Source organism: Halofilum ochraceum (genome assembly GCF_001614315.2).
GTDB lineage: Bacteria > Pseudomonadota > Gammaproteobacteria > XJ16 > Halofilaceae > Halofilum > Halofilum ochraceum.
In genome coordinates this window covers 1-15,704 of the sequence record NZ_LVEG02000026.1, presented here as the reverse complement: position 1 = coordinate 15,704, position 15,704 = coordinate 1, and the positions used below count along the sequence as shown (strand labels likewise).

The following is a 15,704-nucleotide window of genomic DNA, read 5'->3' as shown; positions in this document are numbered from 1 at the left end:
TCGACACGGCTGCAGGCGCGCGCCCGGGGCGGAATCGCCCGCGGGCGCGTCGTCGTTTGGGTGTTTCCGTGCCGGTCGCGGTGCACCGGAGAGTTTAGGCCAGTAGCTCAATTGGCAGAGCATCGGTCTCCAAAACCGAGGGTTGGGGGTTCGAGTCCCTCCTGGCCTGCCATTCACCAGGCCGTCCCCGCAGGGGGCGGCTTCGCGGGGCATGCAACACAAATGGCGGCGAAGGCCCAAACGCAGGAAAGCGGGCTCGACACGCTCAAGCTCTGGGTAGCGATCCTGCTGCTCGGCGCCGGGGTGTTCGGCTTCTACTCACTGGACGACGTTTCCGTGCTCTATCGTGCGCTCGGTCTCGTCGGTATTGCGCTCGCAGCGGTGGCGCTCGCATACACGACCGACAAGGGCCGGCGCGCCTGGGTGTTCGCCCAGGATGCACGGACCGAGCTCCGTCGCGTGGTCTGGCCGACCCGGACCGAGACCGTGCAGACCACGCTGATCGTTCTTCTGATCGTGCTGCTCGTGGGGATCTTCCTCTGGCTGCTCGACATGCTTCTCCAGTGGGGCTTTGGCGCCATCACCGGGGTCGGAGGCTAGACGCGGTTATGGCCAAGCGCTGGTACGTAGTTCAGGCGTTTTCCGGATTCGAGACCTCCGTGAAACGCGCGCTGCTCGAACACATCGCCCGTAGCGGCCTGGAGGATTACTTCGGTGAGGTGCTCGTGCCCACCGAAGAGGTCGTCGAGGTCCGTGGCGGACAGAAGCGCAAATCCGAGCGCAAATTCTTCCCGGGGTACGTGCTCCTGCAGATGGAGATGACGGACGAGACCTGGCACCTCGTGAAGAACACGCCGCGCGTGCTCGGTTTCATCGGCGGCACCGCCGACAAGCCCGCACCGATCTCCGACGCGGAAGCGGAGAGCATCCTCCAGCGCGTCCAGGAGGGTGTCGAGAAACCGCGCCCGAAGGTGCTGTTCGAGCCGGGCGAGGTCGTGCGCGTGACCGACGGGCCGTTCAACGATTTCAGTGGCGTCGTCGAGGAGGTGAACTTCGAAAAGTCCCGCCTGCTCGTCGCCGTACAGATCTTCGGGCGTTCGACGCCCGTGGAGCTCGAATTCAGCCAGGTCGAAAAGGCGTGACGACCCCGTCCGGCTGGATTGTAACGTAGGTCGGCGTTTGCCGAAGGCAACAGCCGGCGTGGAGCGGAATGCTTCACGTGCGCCTGATCAGGGGCTTGCCGCGCTGCGGCAGCTCCATCATCAACGGGGAGCCGAACAGGCGCCTGCACCCGTCAAGGAGTGAAACGTGGCACGCAAGATTACAGCCTACATCAAGCTGCAGGTCGCCGCGGGCAAGGCCAATCCGAGCCCGCCCGTCGGTCCGGCGCTGGGTCAGCACGGCCTGAATATCATGGAATTCTGCAAGGCCTTCAACGCGGCCACGCAGGAGACCGAGCAGGGCCTGCCGATCCCGGTGATCATCACCGTCTACAGTGACCGCAGCTTCACCTTCGTCACCAAGACGCCGCCCGCGGCCGTTCTGCTGAAGAAGGCCGCCGGCCTCAAAAGCGGTTCGAGCAACGCCCTGACCAACAAAGTTGGCACGGTCACGCGCGAACAGCTCGAGGATATCGCGCGGCAGAAGGAGCCCGATCTGACGGCCGCCGATCTCGATGCGGCGGTACGCACGATCGCGGGCAGTGCCCGTAGCATGGGCCTTGAAGTGGAGGGCGTCTGAGATGGCGAAGATCAGCAAACGCAAACAGGCGATCCGCGCGAAGGTCGATCCGAACCGCGAATATCCCCTCGACGAGGCCTTCGGCCTGCTGAGTGAACTGACCTCGGTGAAGTTCCGCGAGAGCGTGGAAGTGGCCGTGAACCTCGGCGTCGATCCCCGCAAGTCGGATCAGATGGTGCGCGGATCGACCGTGCTCCCGAACGGGACCGGCAAGAGCACGCGCGTCGCGGTATTCGCCCAGGGCGATCAGGCGGAAACGGCGCAGAGCGCCGGCGCCGACGTGGTCGGTTTCGAGGACCTCGCCGAGCGCATCCAGGGCGGTGAGCTCGACTTCGATGTCGTCATCGCCACGCCGGACGCCATGCGGGTGGTCGGTCGACTCGGCCAGATCCTCGGGCCGCGCGGCCTGATGCCGAACCCGAAGGTCGGCACGGTCACGCAGGACGTGGCCCAGGCGGTCAAGAACGCCAAGGCCGGCCAGGTCCGCTACCGCACGGACAAGAACGGCATCATCCACGCGCCGATCGGCAAGGTCGACTTCGATACGAACGCGCTGCGGGAGAACCTGCAGGCGCTGATCAACGACCTGAACAAGGCCAAGCCGTCGACGTCGAAGGGTGTCTACATGAAGCGGATCACGGTCGCATCGACCATGGGTCCGGGCCTCAAGGTGGATAAGGCGAGCCTGTCCCTGTAGGCGCACTAAAGAGAAATCGGTATCTCGCCAAGACGCGGAGCACGCCAAGGAAGGCGTGTTTATTTAAAGATTTTCTTGGCGCGCTTGGCGTCTTGGCGAGAGGAACAGTTTTTTGACTTCCGGTTTTTTTAAGCCGGGAGTCGACCGGGTTCGCCCCGGAGATGACTTTGAACGACCTGGCCTCACGGGGTGTCCAACGCCCCTCGCTGGCCGGATCGCGTCAAAGACCGCAGGTGCCGGTTCCGCCGGCTTAATTTCCTGCGCAGATGGCGATTCGTGCCGGTATGCAGCGCATTACCGGCGGTCGCCGCACTGGTGCATGGGTGGTAACGCCCATGTGTGGCTCACCGGGGACCGGCTTGGCCGTGTCCCGAGAGGAGGTGCTCGATGCCGCTGTCATTCGACGAAAAGAAGGCGGTCGTTGCCGAGGTGGCCGATGTGGCCAGCTCCGCGCATTCGGCCGTCGCGGCGGATTATCGGGGGTTGACCGTCTACGAGATGACGGACCTGCGCCAGAAAGCACGGTCGCAGAACGTCTACCTCAAAGTCGTCAAGAATACCCTCGCCCGTCGTGCCGTCGAGGGCACCGAATTCGAGTGCATGAGCGAAGGGCTGACCGGGCCGTTGATGCTGGCGTTCTCCACGGAGGACCCTGGATCCGCGGCGCGAGTCATCAAGGAGTACGCCAAGATCACGAGCAAGATCGAGGTCCGTGCGGTCGCCATCGGCGGCCAGGTGTACGGTCCCGCCGAGCTCGATCGCGTGGCGACACTCCCGACGCGGGACGAAGCACTGGCCCAGTTGGCCGGGACGCTGCGTGCGCCGCTCGATAAATTCGCCCGTACACTCAATGAGGTGCCCGGCAAACTGGTTCGCACGGTCGAAGCGGTCCGTGCCCAGAAGGCCGGCGAATAACCGTTAACCGATCCGGGGGTGCCCCGGATGCGTCTGCATACTTACAGGAGGCTGAACAATGGCCGTTTCCAAAGATGAAATCCTCGAGTCGATCTCGAATATGACCGTCATGGAGATCGTAGACCTGATCTCCGCGATGGAAGAGAAGTTCGGTGTCAGCGCCGCTGCCGCCGCCGTGGCCGCCCCGGCTGCCGGTGGTGGTGAGGGCGCCGAAGCGGCCGAGGAACAGACCGAATTCGACGTCGTCATGTCGAGCTTCGGCGAGAACAAGGTCGGCGTGATCAAGGCGATCCGTCAGATCACCGGCCTGGGGCTCAAGGAAGCCAAGGAAATGGTCGAGGGCGTGCCCGCGACCGTGAAGGAACAGATCGAGAAGGAAGACGCCGAAGCAGTGAAGAAGCAGCTCGAGGAAGCCGGCGCCGCTGTCGAGCTCAAGTAATCCCGGGCTGTACGTCGGACGGGGAGGGTTCCCCGCCCGGCGCCGTAAGAGCCGGCTGGCGGCAACGGAGGCCGGCCGGGCTGTTCACACCCTGTGGGGGCGTGGCGACACGATGAGAAGCGGGACCGATGTAACGCATAGCCGGACGCTGTGCCTTGCGCCAGAGGTCGCCGGCGTCGTGTCGAGCGTCAAAAGGGGAATGAACGGCCCGGCCGGCTACCGGCCGCCGGCCTTTTTCTGCTTCCAGCAGATCAATATCGCGCCGCACACGCGCGCGACAGAAGCACGGTGGTGAGAGAGAACCGCGATGGCATATTCCTTCACTGAGAAGAAACGCATCCGGAAGGATTTCGGCAAGCGCACTTCCATCCTGGAAGCGCCCTATCTGCTGCAGACGCAGATCGAATCCTACCGGGAATTCCTGCAGACGGACAAGGCTTCGGATGTACGCGACAATGTCGGTCTGCACGGGGCGTTTCAGTCCGTACTGCCGATCGTCAGTTACTCCGGTAACGTCGAACTGCAGTACGTCAGTTACCGGCTCGGCAAGCCGGCATTCGACGAACGTGAATGCAGCGTCCGCGGACTGACGTTCTCCGCGCCCCTGCGCGTGCTCGTGCGGCTGGTGATCTTCGATAAGGGCACCAGCAACAAGGCCGTCAAGGACGTGAAGGAACAGGAAGTCTATATGGGCGAACTCCCGCTCATGACGGACACCGGTACCTTCATCATCAATGGCACGGAGCGCGTGATCGTCTCGCAGCTCCATCGTTCCCCGGGCGTGTTCTTCGATCACGACAAGGGCAAGAGCCATTCGTCCGGCAAACTGCTGTTCTCCGCGCGGGTGATTCCCTACCGCGGCTCCTGGCTCGATTTCGAATTCGACGCCAAGGACAACATCTATACGCGCATCGACCGCCGGCGCAAGCTGCCGGCGACGGTGCTGCTGCGCGCGCTCGGCTATTCCAGCCAGGATCTGCTCGACGCGTTCTTCGAGAAGAACCGTTTCCATTTCCGCAAGGACAAGGTGGAACTGGAACTCGTGCCGGAGCGCCTGCGCGGCGAGACCGCGCAGTTCGACATCTCCGACGGCGAGAAGACCGTCGTCGAGTCCGGCCGACGGATCACCGCACGCCACATCAAGGAACTCGAGAAGGCCGGCATCAAGAAGCTCGAAGTGCCGCGCGAGTATCTCGAGACCCGGATTCTTGGCCACGACGTCGCCGATCCGGAAACCGGTGAAGTGATCGCGCAGGCCAACGACGAGATCACGCCGGACATGCTGGAGCTGTTCGAAGCCAAGGGCGTGAAGACGATCGACACGCTCTGGGTGAACGAACTCGACCGCGGCCCGTACATCTCCAACACCCTGCGGATCGATACCACCCGTACCCAGTTCGAGGCGCAGGTGGAGATCTACCGCATGATGCGCCCGGGCGAGCCGCCCACGAAGGAGGCGACGCAGAGCCTGTTCCAGAATCTGTTCTTTTCGGAGGACCGCTACGACCTGTCGTCGGTCGGCCGCATGAAGTTCAATCGCCGGGTCGGCCGTGACGAACTCGAAGGCCCGGGCGTGCTCGATAATCACGACATCATGGCCGTGCTGCGCACGCTCATCGATATCCGCAACGGCAATGGTCAGGTCGACGACATCGACCACCTCGGCAACCGCCGCATCCGCTGTGTCGGCGAGATGGCGGAGAACGTCTTCCGGGTCGGTCTGGTGCGTGTCGAGCGCGCCGTGCGCGAGCGCCTGTCGATGGTCGAGTCCGAAGGCCTGATGCCGCAGGACATCATCAATGCGAAGCCGGTGGCGGCCGCGATCAAGGAGTTCTTCGGGTCCAACCAGCTGTCGCAGTTCATGGACCAGAACAACCCTTTGTCGGAGGTCACGCACAAGCGCCGCATCTCCGCGCTGGGCCCGGGCGGTCTGACGCGCGAGCGGGCCGGCTTCGAGGTCCGTGACGTGCATCCGACCCACTATGGTCGCGTCTGCCCGATCGAGACCCCCGAGGGGCCGAATATCGGCCTCATCAACTCGCTGGCCGTGTACGCGCGGACCAACAAGTACGGCTTCCTCGAGACCCCGTACCGCAAGGTCGCGAATTCCCGCGTGACCGACGAGGTCGAGTACCTGTCGGCGATCGAGGAGGGCAACTTCGTCATCGCTCAGGCGAACGCCGCGGTGGACGAGACCGGCAAGCTGACCGATGAACTCGTCTCCTGCCGCTACAACAACGAGTTCTCGCTGTCGACGCCCGAGCAGGTCCATTACGTGGACGTCTCGCCGAAGCAGATCGTTTCGGTCGCGGCCGCGATGGTGCCGTTCCTCGAGCACGACGACGCGAACCGCGCGCTCATGGGGGCCAACATGCAGCGCCAGGCCGTGCCGACCCTGCGGGCGGAAAAGCCCCTGGTCGGGACCGGCATGGAGCGGACGGTGGCGATGGACTCGGGTTCGGCCGTTTCGGCCAAGCGCGGTGGCACCGTCGATGCGGTCGACGCCGCCCGTGTGGTCGTGCGCGTCAATGACGACGAGGCGATCGAGGGTGAGTCCGGTGTCGATATCTACAACCTGACCAAGTACACCCGTTCCAACCAGAACACCTGCATCAACCAGCGTCCGCTGGTCCGCCCCGGCGACGCGGTCGCCCGCGGCGACGTGCTCGCGGACGGGCCGTCGACCGACATGGGCGAACTCGCGCTGGGCCAGAACATGCTCATCGCGTTCATGCCCTGGAACGGCTACAACTTCGAGGATTCGATCCTCGTCTCCGAGCGGGTCGTCGAGGAGGATCGGTTCACGACGATCCACGTCGAGGAACTGACCTGTGTCGCCCGTGATACCAAGCTCGGGCCGGAGGAGATCACTGCCGATATCCCGAACGTCAGCGAGTCGGTGCTCGGCAAGCTGGATGAATCGGGCATCGTGTACGTCGGTGCCGAGGTCAATCCCGGCGATATCCTGGTCGGCAAGGTCACGCCCAAGGGCGAGACGCAGCTGACGCCGGAGGAAAAGCTCCTGCGGGCGATCTTCGGCGAGAAGGCGTCGGACGTGAAGGACACCTCCCAGCGCGTGCCCGCGGGCATGGACGGGACGGTGATCGATGTCCGCGTGTTCACCCGGGACGGCGTGGAGAAAGACGCGCGCGCGCTCCATATCGAGCAGGAAGAACTGCGTCAGGTCCGCAAGGACCTCGACGACCAGCGGCGGATCATCGAAGCGGACGTCTTCGCCCGCGTCGAGCGCGCCATCGTCGGTCAGGTCGCCGAGAAGGGGCCGAAGGGGCTCAAGAAGGGCACCAAGGTCACGAAGGAATATCTCGACAGCCTGGAAAGCGATCAGTGGTTCGAGATCAGCCTGCGCGACGAGGACGCCAACGTAACGCTGGAGAAGGCCGCGCAGCAGATGCGTGAGCACCGCGAGGCGTTCGAGCAGCGCTTCGCCGAGCAGAAGGCCAAGATCACGCAGGCGGACGATCTGTCTCCGGGCGTGCTCAAGATGGTCAAGGTCTATCTGGCCGTGAAGCGCCGCTTCCAGCCGGGTGACAAGATGGCCGGTCGCCACGGCAACAAGGGCGTGATCTCCACGGTCGTGCCGACCGAGGACATGCCCTACATGGAGGACGGCACGCCGATCGACATCGTGCTGAGTCCGCTGGGCGTGCCGTCGCGCATGAACGTCGGTCAGGTGCTGGAGACGCATCTGGGCTGGGCCGCGAAAGGGCTCGGCCACAAGATCGGCCGCACGATCGACGAGCAGGGCAATCCGGCCGATGTCCGCGACCTGCTCGGCAAGATCTACAACCACGACGGCGCCGAGCACCTGGAAGATCTCGATTCGCTCAATGACAACGAGATCATGGAACTCGGCGAGAATCTGCGTGAAGGCGTGCCGATGGCGACGCCGGTGTTCGACGGCGCCAACGAGGACGAGATCCGCAAGATGCTCGAACTCGCGGACCTGCCGACCAGCGGCCAGACGACGCTCTGGGACGGCCGTACCGGCGATCCCTTCGAGCGGCCGATCACCGTCGGTTACATGCACATGATCAAGCTGAACCATCTGGTCGACGACAAGATGCACGCCCGTTCGACGGGGCCGTACAGCCTGGTCACCCAGCAGCCGCTGGGCGGCAAGGCGCAGTTCGGCGGTCAGCGCTTCGGCGAGATGGAGGTCTGGGCCCTCGAGGCCTACGGCGCCGCCTACACGCTGCAGGAGATGCTCACCGTGAAGTCGGACGACGTGAACGGTCGCAACAAGATGTACAAGAACATCGTCGACGGGGATCACCGGATGGAAGCCGGCATGCCCGAGTCGTTCAATGTTCTGTTGAAGGAAATCCGGTCGCTCGGCATCAATATCGAGCTGGAGCAGGACTGACACCGTGTCGGTCACGCGATCCATTCATTGCGATAACTGACACGGTAGCGGGGAAACCATGAAAGATCTGTTGAACCTACTGAAGCAGCAGGGTACGACCGAAGACTTCGATGCACTGCGCATCGGTCTCGCGTCGCCCGACGTGATCCGTTCCTGGTCGTTCGGCGAGGTGAAAAAACCCGAGACGATCAACTATCGGACGTTCAAGCCCGAGCGTGACGGCCTCTTCTGCGCGAAGATCTTCGGGCCGGTGAAGGACTACGAGTGCCTCTGCGGCAAGTACAAGCGCATGAAGCACCGTGGCGTGGTCTGCGAGAAATGCGGTGTCGAGGTCACCCTGACCAAGGTGCGCCGCGAGCGCATGGGCCATATCGACCTGGCGAGCCCGGTCGCGCATATCTGGTTCCTGAAGTCGTTGCCGTCGCGCATCGGCCTGCTGCTCGACATGACGCTGCGCGAGATCGAGCGGATCCTCTATTTCGAGGCCTACGTCGTGGTCGATCCCGGCCTGACGCCGCTCGAGCGCTGCCAGCTGCTGCCCGAGGAGCAGTACCTCGAGGCGCTGGAGGAGTACGGCGACGAATTCGATGCCCGCATGGGCGCCGAGGCCGTCGGCTGCCTCCTGCGCGACCTCAACCTCAAGGACGAGGCCGAGCAGCTGCGCCAGGAGATCGACTCCACGCGTTCCGAGACCAAGATCAAGCGCCTGTCCAAGCGCCTGAAGCTCGTCGAGTCCTTCCTCGAGTCGGGCAACAAGCCCGAGTGGATGGTCATGAGCGTGCTGCCGGTGCTGCCGCCGGACCTGCGGCCGCTGGTGCCGCTGGACGGTGGGCGCTTCGCGACCTCGGATCTCAACGATCTGTATCGGCGCGTAATCAACCGCAACAACCGCCTGCGGCGGCTGCTGGAGCTCAATGCGCCCGACATCATCGTGCGCAACGAGAAGCGCATGCTGCAGGAATCGGTCGACGCGCTGCTGGACAACGGCCGCCGCGGCCGCGCGATCACGGGCACCAACAAGCGCCCGCTGAAGTCGCTCGCCGATATGATCAAGGGCAAGCAGGGCCGTTTCCGGCAGAACCTGCTCGGCAAGCGCGTCGATTACTCCGGCCGCTCGGTGATCGTGGTCGGGCCGACCCTGCGCCTGCACCAGACCGGTCTGCCGAAGAAGATGGCGCTTGAGCTGTTCAAGCCGTTCATCTTCTCCAAGCTGCACATGCGCGGCCAGGCCACGACCATCAAGGCGGCCAAGAAGCTGGTCGAGCGCGAAGGCCCCGAGGTCTGGGATATCCTCGAAGAGGTGATTCGCGAGCATCCCGTGCTCCTGAATCGCGCCCCGACACTCCACCGTCTCGGCATCCAGGCCTTCGAACCGATCCTGATCGAGGGCAAGGCGATCCAGCTGCATCCGCTGGTCTGCGCCGCCTTCAACGCCGACTTCGACGGCGACCAGATGGCGGTCCACGTCCCGCTCTCGATCGAGGCGCAGCTCGAATCGCGCTCGCTCATGATGTCGACCAACAACATCCTGTCGCCGGCGAACGGGGAACCGATCATCGTGCCGTCGCAGGACGTCGTGCTTGGGCTCTACTACATGAGCCGGGTGAAGTATGGCGCGAAGGGCGAAGGCATGGTGTTCGCCGACGTCGCCGAGGCGCGTCGCGCCTACGAGTCGAAAGCGGCGGAACTCCAGGCACGGGTTACGGCCCGGGTGGCCACGCTGGAAACGGGCGAAGACGGTGAGCCGATCACCGTGATGCGCCGGCGCGAGACGACGGTCGGTCGCACGATGCTGTCCGAAATCCTGCCGGAAGGCCTGGAATTCGATCTCGTCGACCAGGATCTCAACAAGAAGGCGATTTCGAAACTGATCGACGAGTGCTACCGCCGGGTCGGTCTCAAGGAGACGGTGATTTTCGCCGACCAGTTGATGTTCACCGGCTTCCGGTTCTCGACCGTGGCCGGTGTCTCCATCGGCAAGGAAGATATGGTCGTCCCCGCCGAGAAGCAGACCCTGATCGACGCGGCCGAGGATGAGGTCAAGGAGATCCAGGGGCAGTATTCCTCGGGGCTCGTAACCTTCGGTGAACGCTACAACAAGGTGATCGATATCTGGTCGCACGCGAATGATCGCGTGGCGACGGCCATGATGGAGAAGCTCGGCAAGGAAACTGCGGTCGATACCGAGGGCAACGAGGTCGAGCAGAAGTCGTTCAACTCGATCTTCATGATGGCCGACTCGGGTGCCCGTGGTTCGGCCGCGCAGATCCGGCAGTTGGCCGGTATGCGCGGTCTGATGGCGAAGCCGGACGGCTCGATCATCGAGACGCCGATCACCGCGAACTTCCGCGAGGGTCTGAACGTCCTGCAGTACTTCATCTCCACGCACGGCGCGCGGAAGGGTCTGGCCGACACGGCGCTGAAGACCGCCAACTCGGGCTACCTGACGCGGCGGCTGGTCGATGTCGGTCAGGACCTCGTCGTTACCGAGGAGGATTGCGGGACCGAGCGCGGCATCCACATGAAGCCGATCATCGAGGGCGGCGATGTCGTCGAGGGCCTGCGCGAGCGTGTGCTGGGCCGCACGGCCCTGAACGACATCCACGATCCCAACAGCGAAGAGCTGCTGATCGAGGCGGGCACGCTGCTGGGCGAGGCCGAGGTCGACCGGATCGAATCCGCCGGCATCGACGAACTCTGGGTGCGTTCCTCGATCACCTGCGAGACGCGCTACGGTTCCTGTGCCCGCTGCTACGGTCGCGACCTGGCACGTGGCAACCTGATCAACGTCGGTGAAGCGGTCGGTGTCATGGCCGCCCAGTCGATCGGTGAGCCGGGCACCCAGCTGACCATGCGGACGTTCCACATCGGTGGCGCCGCGAGCCGTCAGGCGGCCGCGAACAACGTCGAGGTCAAGGCCGACGGCAAGGTCCGGTTCCACAACATCAAGACCGTGGTGAACCGGAACAACAACTTCGTCGCCGTGTCGCGGTCGGGTGAGCTCGGCGTGATGGACGAAACCGGCCGTGAGAAGGAACGCTACAAGGTGCCTTACGGCGCCGTGATCACCGTGGGCGACAACGAGCCCGTGGAAGGCGGTCAGATCGTCGCCAACTGGGACCCGCACACCCACCCGGTTATTACCGAAGTGGCGGGCTACATCCGCTTCCACGACTTCGTGGAGGGCGTGTCGGTCACCCACCAGGCGGACGAGGTCACGGGCCTGTCGTCCATCGTGGTGACGGATCCCAAGCAGCGGGGCACCTCGGGCAAGGACCTGCGGCCGATGCTCAAGCTGGTCGATGGCGACGGCAACGACCTGTGCATCGCGGGGACCGACATCCCGGCGCACTACTACCTGCCGCAGGGGGCGATCGTCAGTCTCGACGACGCCTCGCCGGTGGAGGTCGGTGATGTGCTGGCCCGTATCCCGCAGGAGTCGTCCAAGACCCGCGATATCACCGGTGGTCTGCCCCGTGTGGCCGACCTGTTCGAGGCCCGCAAGCCGAAGGAACCGGCGATCCTGGCGGAGCGCACCGGTACGGTGTCCTTCGGCAAGGAGACCAAGGGCAAGCAGCGCCTGATCATCACCGACGAGAAGGGCGACCGTCACGAGGAGCTGATTCCCAAGTGGCGCAACGTCTCGGTGTTCGAGGGCGAGCAGGTGGCCCGCGGCGAGATGATCTCCGACGGCGAGCCGAATCCGCAGGATATCCTGCGGCTGCTGGGCGTCGAGGAACTCGCGGCGTATATCGTCAAGGAGATCCAGGACGTCTACCGCCTGCAGGGCGTGCAGATCAATGACAAGCACATCGAGGTCATCGCGCGTCAGATGCTGCGCAAGGTGGATATCCTCGATCCGGGCGACACCGGGCTGCTGCAGGGCGAGCAGGTCGACCACGCCCGGGCGCTGGACATGAACGAGCGCATGGAGGCCGAGGGCAAGAAGCCGTGTACGTTCGAGCGGCATCTGCTCGGCATCACTAAGGCCTCCCTCGTGACCGAGTCGTTCATCTCCGCCGCCTCCTTCCAGGAGACGACCCGGGTGCTGACCGAGGCGGCCGTGCGCAGTGCACGCGACGATCTGCGCGGTCTCAAGGAGAACGTCATCGTCGGTCGCCTGATCCCGGCCGGGACCGGGCTCGCCCACCATGAGGAGCGGCGCCGTCGGCGTCAGCGGCCGACGGTGGAGAGTCCGTTCATGGCCCCGGGTAGCGGGGACGGCATCGGTGAGCCCGGGCTCCCGGGTTCGACCGAGGTCGGTGCCAATGCGGAGCAGGATGCCTGAATGAGCCGGTGTGGGGCGGCGCGAAGGCGCCGCCCCACCGGGGTAACCCGCCGGTAGCTTGACACCCGGCGCCTGCACCCATAAAATTCCGCCTCTTTTTGGGGGCGATCCGGCCACACCGACCGCCTTCCACCAGGTACCGCCGATTCTTTCGTTGCCGTGCGACCGGCCTTCGGGCTGGCGCCAACGGCGACCCACTGTCGGGAAAAGACCGAGTTATGTCGACCATCAATCAGCTCGTGCGCAAGCCGCGCAAGCGCATTCACGAGAAGACGAATACGCCGGCGCTCGAAAGCTGCCCCCAGAAAAGGGGCGTCTGCACCCGCGTGTATACGACCACGCCGAAGAAGCCGAACTCGGCGCTCCGGAAGGTCGCACGCGTGCGGCTGACGAATGGCTACGAAGTCACGTCGTACATCGGCGGCGAGGGCCACAATCTGCAGGAGCACTCGGTGGTCCTGATCCGCGGCGGCCGAGTCAAGGACCTGCCTGGCGTGCGCTACCACACGGTACGCGGCAGCCTCGACGCGCAGGGCGTCAAGAACCGCAAGCAGGGCCGTTCCAAATACGGCGCCAAGCGGCCGAAGAAATAAACCGGGCGATCGACCATGTCCAGACGAGCCAGTGCACCGCGTCGCGAGATTCTGCCGGACCCGAAGTTCGGTGATATCAAGCTGACCAAGTTCATCAACATGCTGATGCGCGACGGCAAGAAGGCGACCGCCGAGGCGATCACCTACGACGCCCTCGACCAGATCCGCGACAAGCGCGGCGGCGACCCGCTCGAGGTTCTCGAGCTGGCGCTGTCCAACGTGAGTCCCGCCGTCGAGGTGAAGTCGCGGCGTGTCGGTGGCGCGACCTATCAGGTACCGGTCGAGGTTCGGCCGGTGCGGCGCAACGCGCTCGCCATGCGCTGGATCATCGACGCGGCCAAGCGCCGCGGTGAGAAGACGATGATGGGCAAGCTCGCCAACGAGCTGATGGACGCCGCCGACAAGCGCGGGTCCGCCTACAAGAAGCGCGAAGATACGCATCGAATGGCCGACGCCAACAAGGCGTTCGCCCACTATCGCTGGTAAGGCCGGCGGGAGTATTACCGTGGCACGCAAAACCCCGATCGAGCTTTATCGCAATATCGGCATCATGGCGCACATCGATGCCGGCAAGACCACTGCGACCGAGCGGATCCTTTATTACACCGGTGTGTCCCACAAGATGGGCGAGGTGCATGAAGGCGCCGCGGTGATGGACTGGATGGCCCAGGAACAGGAGCGTGGCATCACGATCACCTCCGCGGCCACCACGTGTTTCTGGCGTGGCATGGACCAGCAGTTCAAGGATCATCGCATCAACATTATCGACACGCCCGGTCACGTGGACTTCACGATCGAGGTGGAGCGCTCGCTGCGCGTGCTCGACGGCGCCGTCTGCGTGCTCGATGCCAACGCCGGCGTGGAGCCGCAGACCGAGACGGTCTGGCGGCAGGCCGACAAGTACCACGTCCCGCGCATGGTGTTCGTCAACAAGATGGACAAGATGGGCGCGGACTTCTTCCGCTGCGTCGAGATGATGCAGAAGCGCCTCGGCTGCACGCCGGTCGCGACCCAGATCCCGATCGGCGCGGAAGACCATTTCGCCGGCGTGATCGACCTCGTGCGCATGGAAGCCATCTACTGGGATGATGCCTCCAAGGGCATGGTCTACGAGGCGAAGCCGATCCCGGAAGAGCTCAAGGGCACGTGCGATGAGTGGTACGGCCACATGGTCGAGCACGCCGCCGAGGCCAACGAGGAACTGATGGACAAGTACCTCGAGGAAGGCGATCTCACGAAGGAGGAGATCAAGGCCGGCCTGCGCCAGCGCATGCTCAACAACGAGATCGTCGTGACGATGTGCGGCTCCGCCTTCAAGAACAAGGGCGTGCAGACGCTGCTCGACGGCGTGATCGAATACCTCCCGGCGCCGACCGAAGTGCCGGCGATCCAGGGCACGCTGACGGATGCGGACGAAACGCGGGCCGAGCGCCATGCGTCCGACGAAGAGCCGTTCGCGGCCCTCGCGTTCAAGGTCGCAACCGATCCCTACGTCGGCAACCTGACCTTCTTCCGGGTGTACTCGGGCGTGGTCAAGTCCGGCGATACCGTGTTCAACCCGCTCAAGAGCAAGCGCGAGCGCATCGGGCGGCTGCTGCAGATGCACTCCAACAGCCGCGAAGAGATCAAGGAAGTCCGCGCCGGCGATATCGCGGCGGCGGTCGGCCTCAAGGACGTCACGACCGGCGAGACGCTCTGCGATCCGAACAACCAGATCACGCTGGAGCGCATGGAGTTCCCCGAGCCGGTCATCTCGGTTGCGGTGGAACCCAAGTCGAAGGCCGAGCAGGACAAGATGGGCGCCGGGCTGGGCAAGCTCGCCCAGGAGGATCCGTCCTTCCGCGTCCATACCGACGAGGAATCCGGTCAGACGATTATCTCCGGCATGGGTGAGCTCCACCTCGATATCCTGGTCGACCGCCTCCGGCGCGAATTCAAGGTCGAGGCCAATATCGGCAAGCCGCAGGTCGCCTATCGCGAGACGATCCGCAAGGAAACCGAGTGCGAAGGCAAGTTCGTGCGCCAGACCGGCGGCCGCGGCCAGTACGGTCACGTGCTCGTGCGGCTGGAGCCGCTCGAGCCCGGCAGCGGCTTCGAGTTCGTCAACTCGATCGTCGGTGGCGTCGTGCCGAAGGAATACATCAACTCGGTGTCGAAGGGCATTGAAGAGGCCATGCAGGGCGGTGTTGTCGCCGGTTACCCGATGGTCGATATCCGCGCGACGCTGTATGACGGGTCGTACCACGAGGTTGACTCCAGTGAGTCCGCCTTCAAGATGGCCGGCTCGTTCGCATTCCAGGATGGCGCCAAAAAGGCGAATCCGGTCATCCTCGAGCCCATGATGCGGGTAGACGTCATTACGCCCGAAGAATACATGGGTGATGTGATGGGTGACCTGAACCGGCGCCGCGGCACCATCCAGGGGATGGAGGATGTCCCGGGCGGCAAGGCGATGCACGCCGAAGTGCCGCTCTCCGAGATGTTCGGTTACTCCACCGATCTGCGTTCGGCGACCCAGGGTCGCGCGAACTACTCGATGGAGTTCTCGCATTACGCGGAGGCGCCTAACAGCGTTGCGGAAGAAATCGTCCGCAAAGCCTCGTAACCGGAATCAACTGCTTCCAGATCAAGAAAGAGGGTAACGACCG

Annotated in this window: 11 protein-coding genes and 1 tRNA gene; all 12 read left to right on the top strand. The window is 64.2% G+C overall.

Annotation, left to right across the window (positions count from 1 at the left end; genetic code table 11):
* The first annotated feature begins 96 nt into the window (after nucleotides 1–96).
* The 12 genes from A0W70_RS16150 (at nucleotide 97) to fusA (ending at nucleotide 15,661) form a co-directional block, all read left to right on the top strand.
* A tRNA-Trp gene (locus A0W70_RS16150) sits at nucleotides 97–172 on the top strand.
* A gap of 50 nt (nucleotides 173–222) precedes the next feature.
* Nucleotides 223–600: a preprotein translocase subunit SecE gene (gene secE / locus A0W70_RS16145; RefSeq protein ID WP_067564295.1), complete on the top strand. Its 378-nt coding sequence runs from the start codon at nucleotides 223–225 to the stop codon at nucleotides 598–600.
* An 8-nt stretch (nucleotides 601–608) separates the two neighbouring features.
* Nucleotides 609–1,142: a transcription termination/antitermination protein NusG gene (nusG, locus tag A0W70_RS16140; protein WP_067564292.1), complete on the top strand. Its 534-nt coding sequence runs from the start codon at nucleotides 609–611 to the stop codon at nucleotides 1,140–1,142.
* Between the two features lie 166 nt (nucleotides 1,143–1,308).
* Nucleotides 1,309–1,740 (top strand): 50S ribosomal protein L11, encoded by a 432-nt coding sequence (gene rplK / locus A0W70_RS16135; protein ID WP_067564289.1) that lies wholly within the window; start codon nucleotides 1,309–1,311, stop codon nucleotides 1,738–1,740.
* 1 nt (nucleotide 1,741) lies between these two features.
* Entirely contained in the window at nucleotides 1,742–2,437 is a 696-nt protein-coding gene (gene rplA / locus A0W70_RS16130; RefSeq protein WP_067564286.1) for a 50S ribosomal protein L1, read from the top strand.
* Between the two features lie 387 nt (nucleotides 2,438–2,824).
* On the top strand, nucleotides 2,825–3,352 hold the full coding sequence (rplJ, locus tag A0W70_RS16125; RefSeq protein WP_067564283.1) for a 50S ribosomal protein L10: 528 nt from the start codon (nucleotides 2,825–2,827) through the stop codon (nucleotides 3,350–3,352).
* A gap of 58 nt (nucleotides 3,353–3,410) precedes the next feature.
* The gene (gene rplL, locus A0W70_RS16120) at nucleotides 3,411–3,791 is read left to right on the top strand and encodes a 50S ribosomal protein L7/L12 (protein WP_067564279.1); all 381 of its coding nucleotides are present in this window, start codon (nucleotides 3,411–3,413) and stop codon (nucleotides 3,789–3,791) included.
* A gap of 307 nt (nucleotides 3,792–4,098) precedes the next feature.
* Entirely contained in the window at nucleotides 4,099–8,175 is a 4,077-nt protein-coding gene (gene rpoB, locus A0W70_RS16115; protein ID WP_067564275.1) for a DNA-directed RNA polymerase subunit beta, read from the top strand.
* 58 nt (nucleotides 8,176–8,233) lie between these two features.
* On the top strand, nucleotides 8,234–12,463 hold the full coding sequence (rpoC, locus tag A0W70_RS16110) for a DNA-directed RNA polymerase subunit beta' (protein ID WP_075109902.1): 4,230 nt from the start codon (nucleotides 8,234–8,236) through the stop codon (nucleotides 12,461–12,463).
* 218 nt (nucleotides 12,464–12,681) lie between these two features.
* Nucleotides 12,682–13,056 carry a 30S ribosomal protein S12 gene (gene rpsL, locus A0W70_RS16105; RefSeq protein WP_067564271.1) on the top strand — a complete coding sequence of 125 codons (375 nt, stop codon included), beginning with the start codon at nucleotides 12,682–12,684 and terminating at the stop codon, nucleotides 13,054–13,056.
* Between the two features lie 15 nt (nucleotides 13,057–13,071).
* Entirely contained in the window at nucleotides 13,072–13,542 is a 471-nt protein-coding gene (gene rpsG / locus A0W70_RS16100) for a 30S ribosomal protein S7 (protein WP_067564267.1), read from the top strand.
* Between the two features lie 19 nt (nucleotides 13,543–13,561).
* On the top strand, nucleotides 13,562–15,661 hold the full coding sequence (gene fusA, locus A0W70_RS16095; RefSeq protein WP_067564263.1) for an elongation factor G: 2,100 nt from the start codon (nucleotides 13,562–13,564) through the stop codon (nucleotides 15,659–15,661).
* The last annotated feature ends 43 nt before the right edge of the window (nucleotides 15,662–15,704 follow it).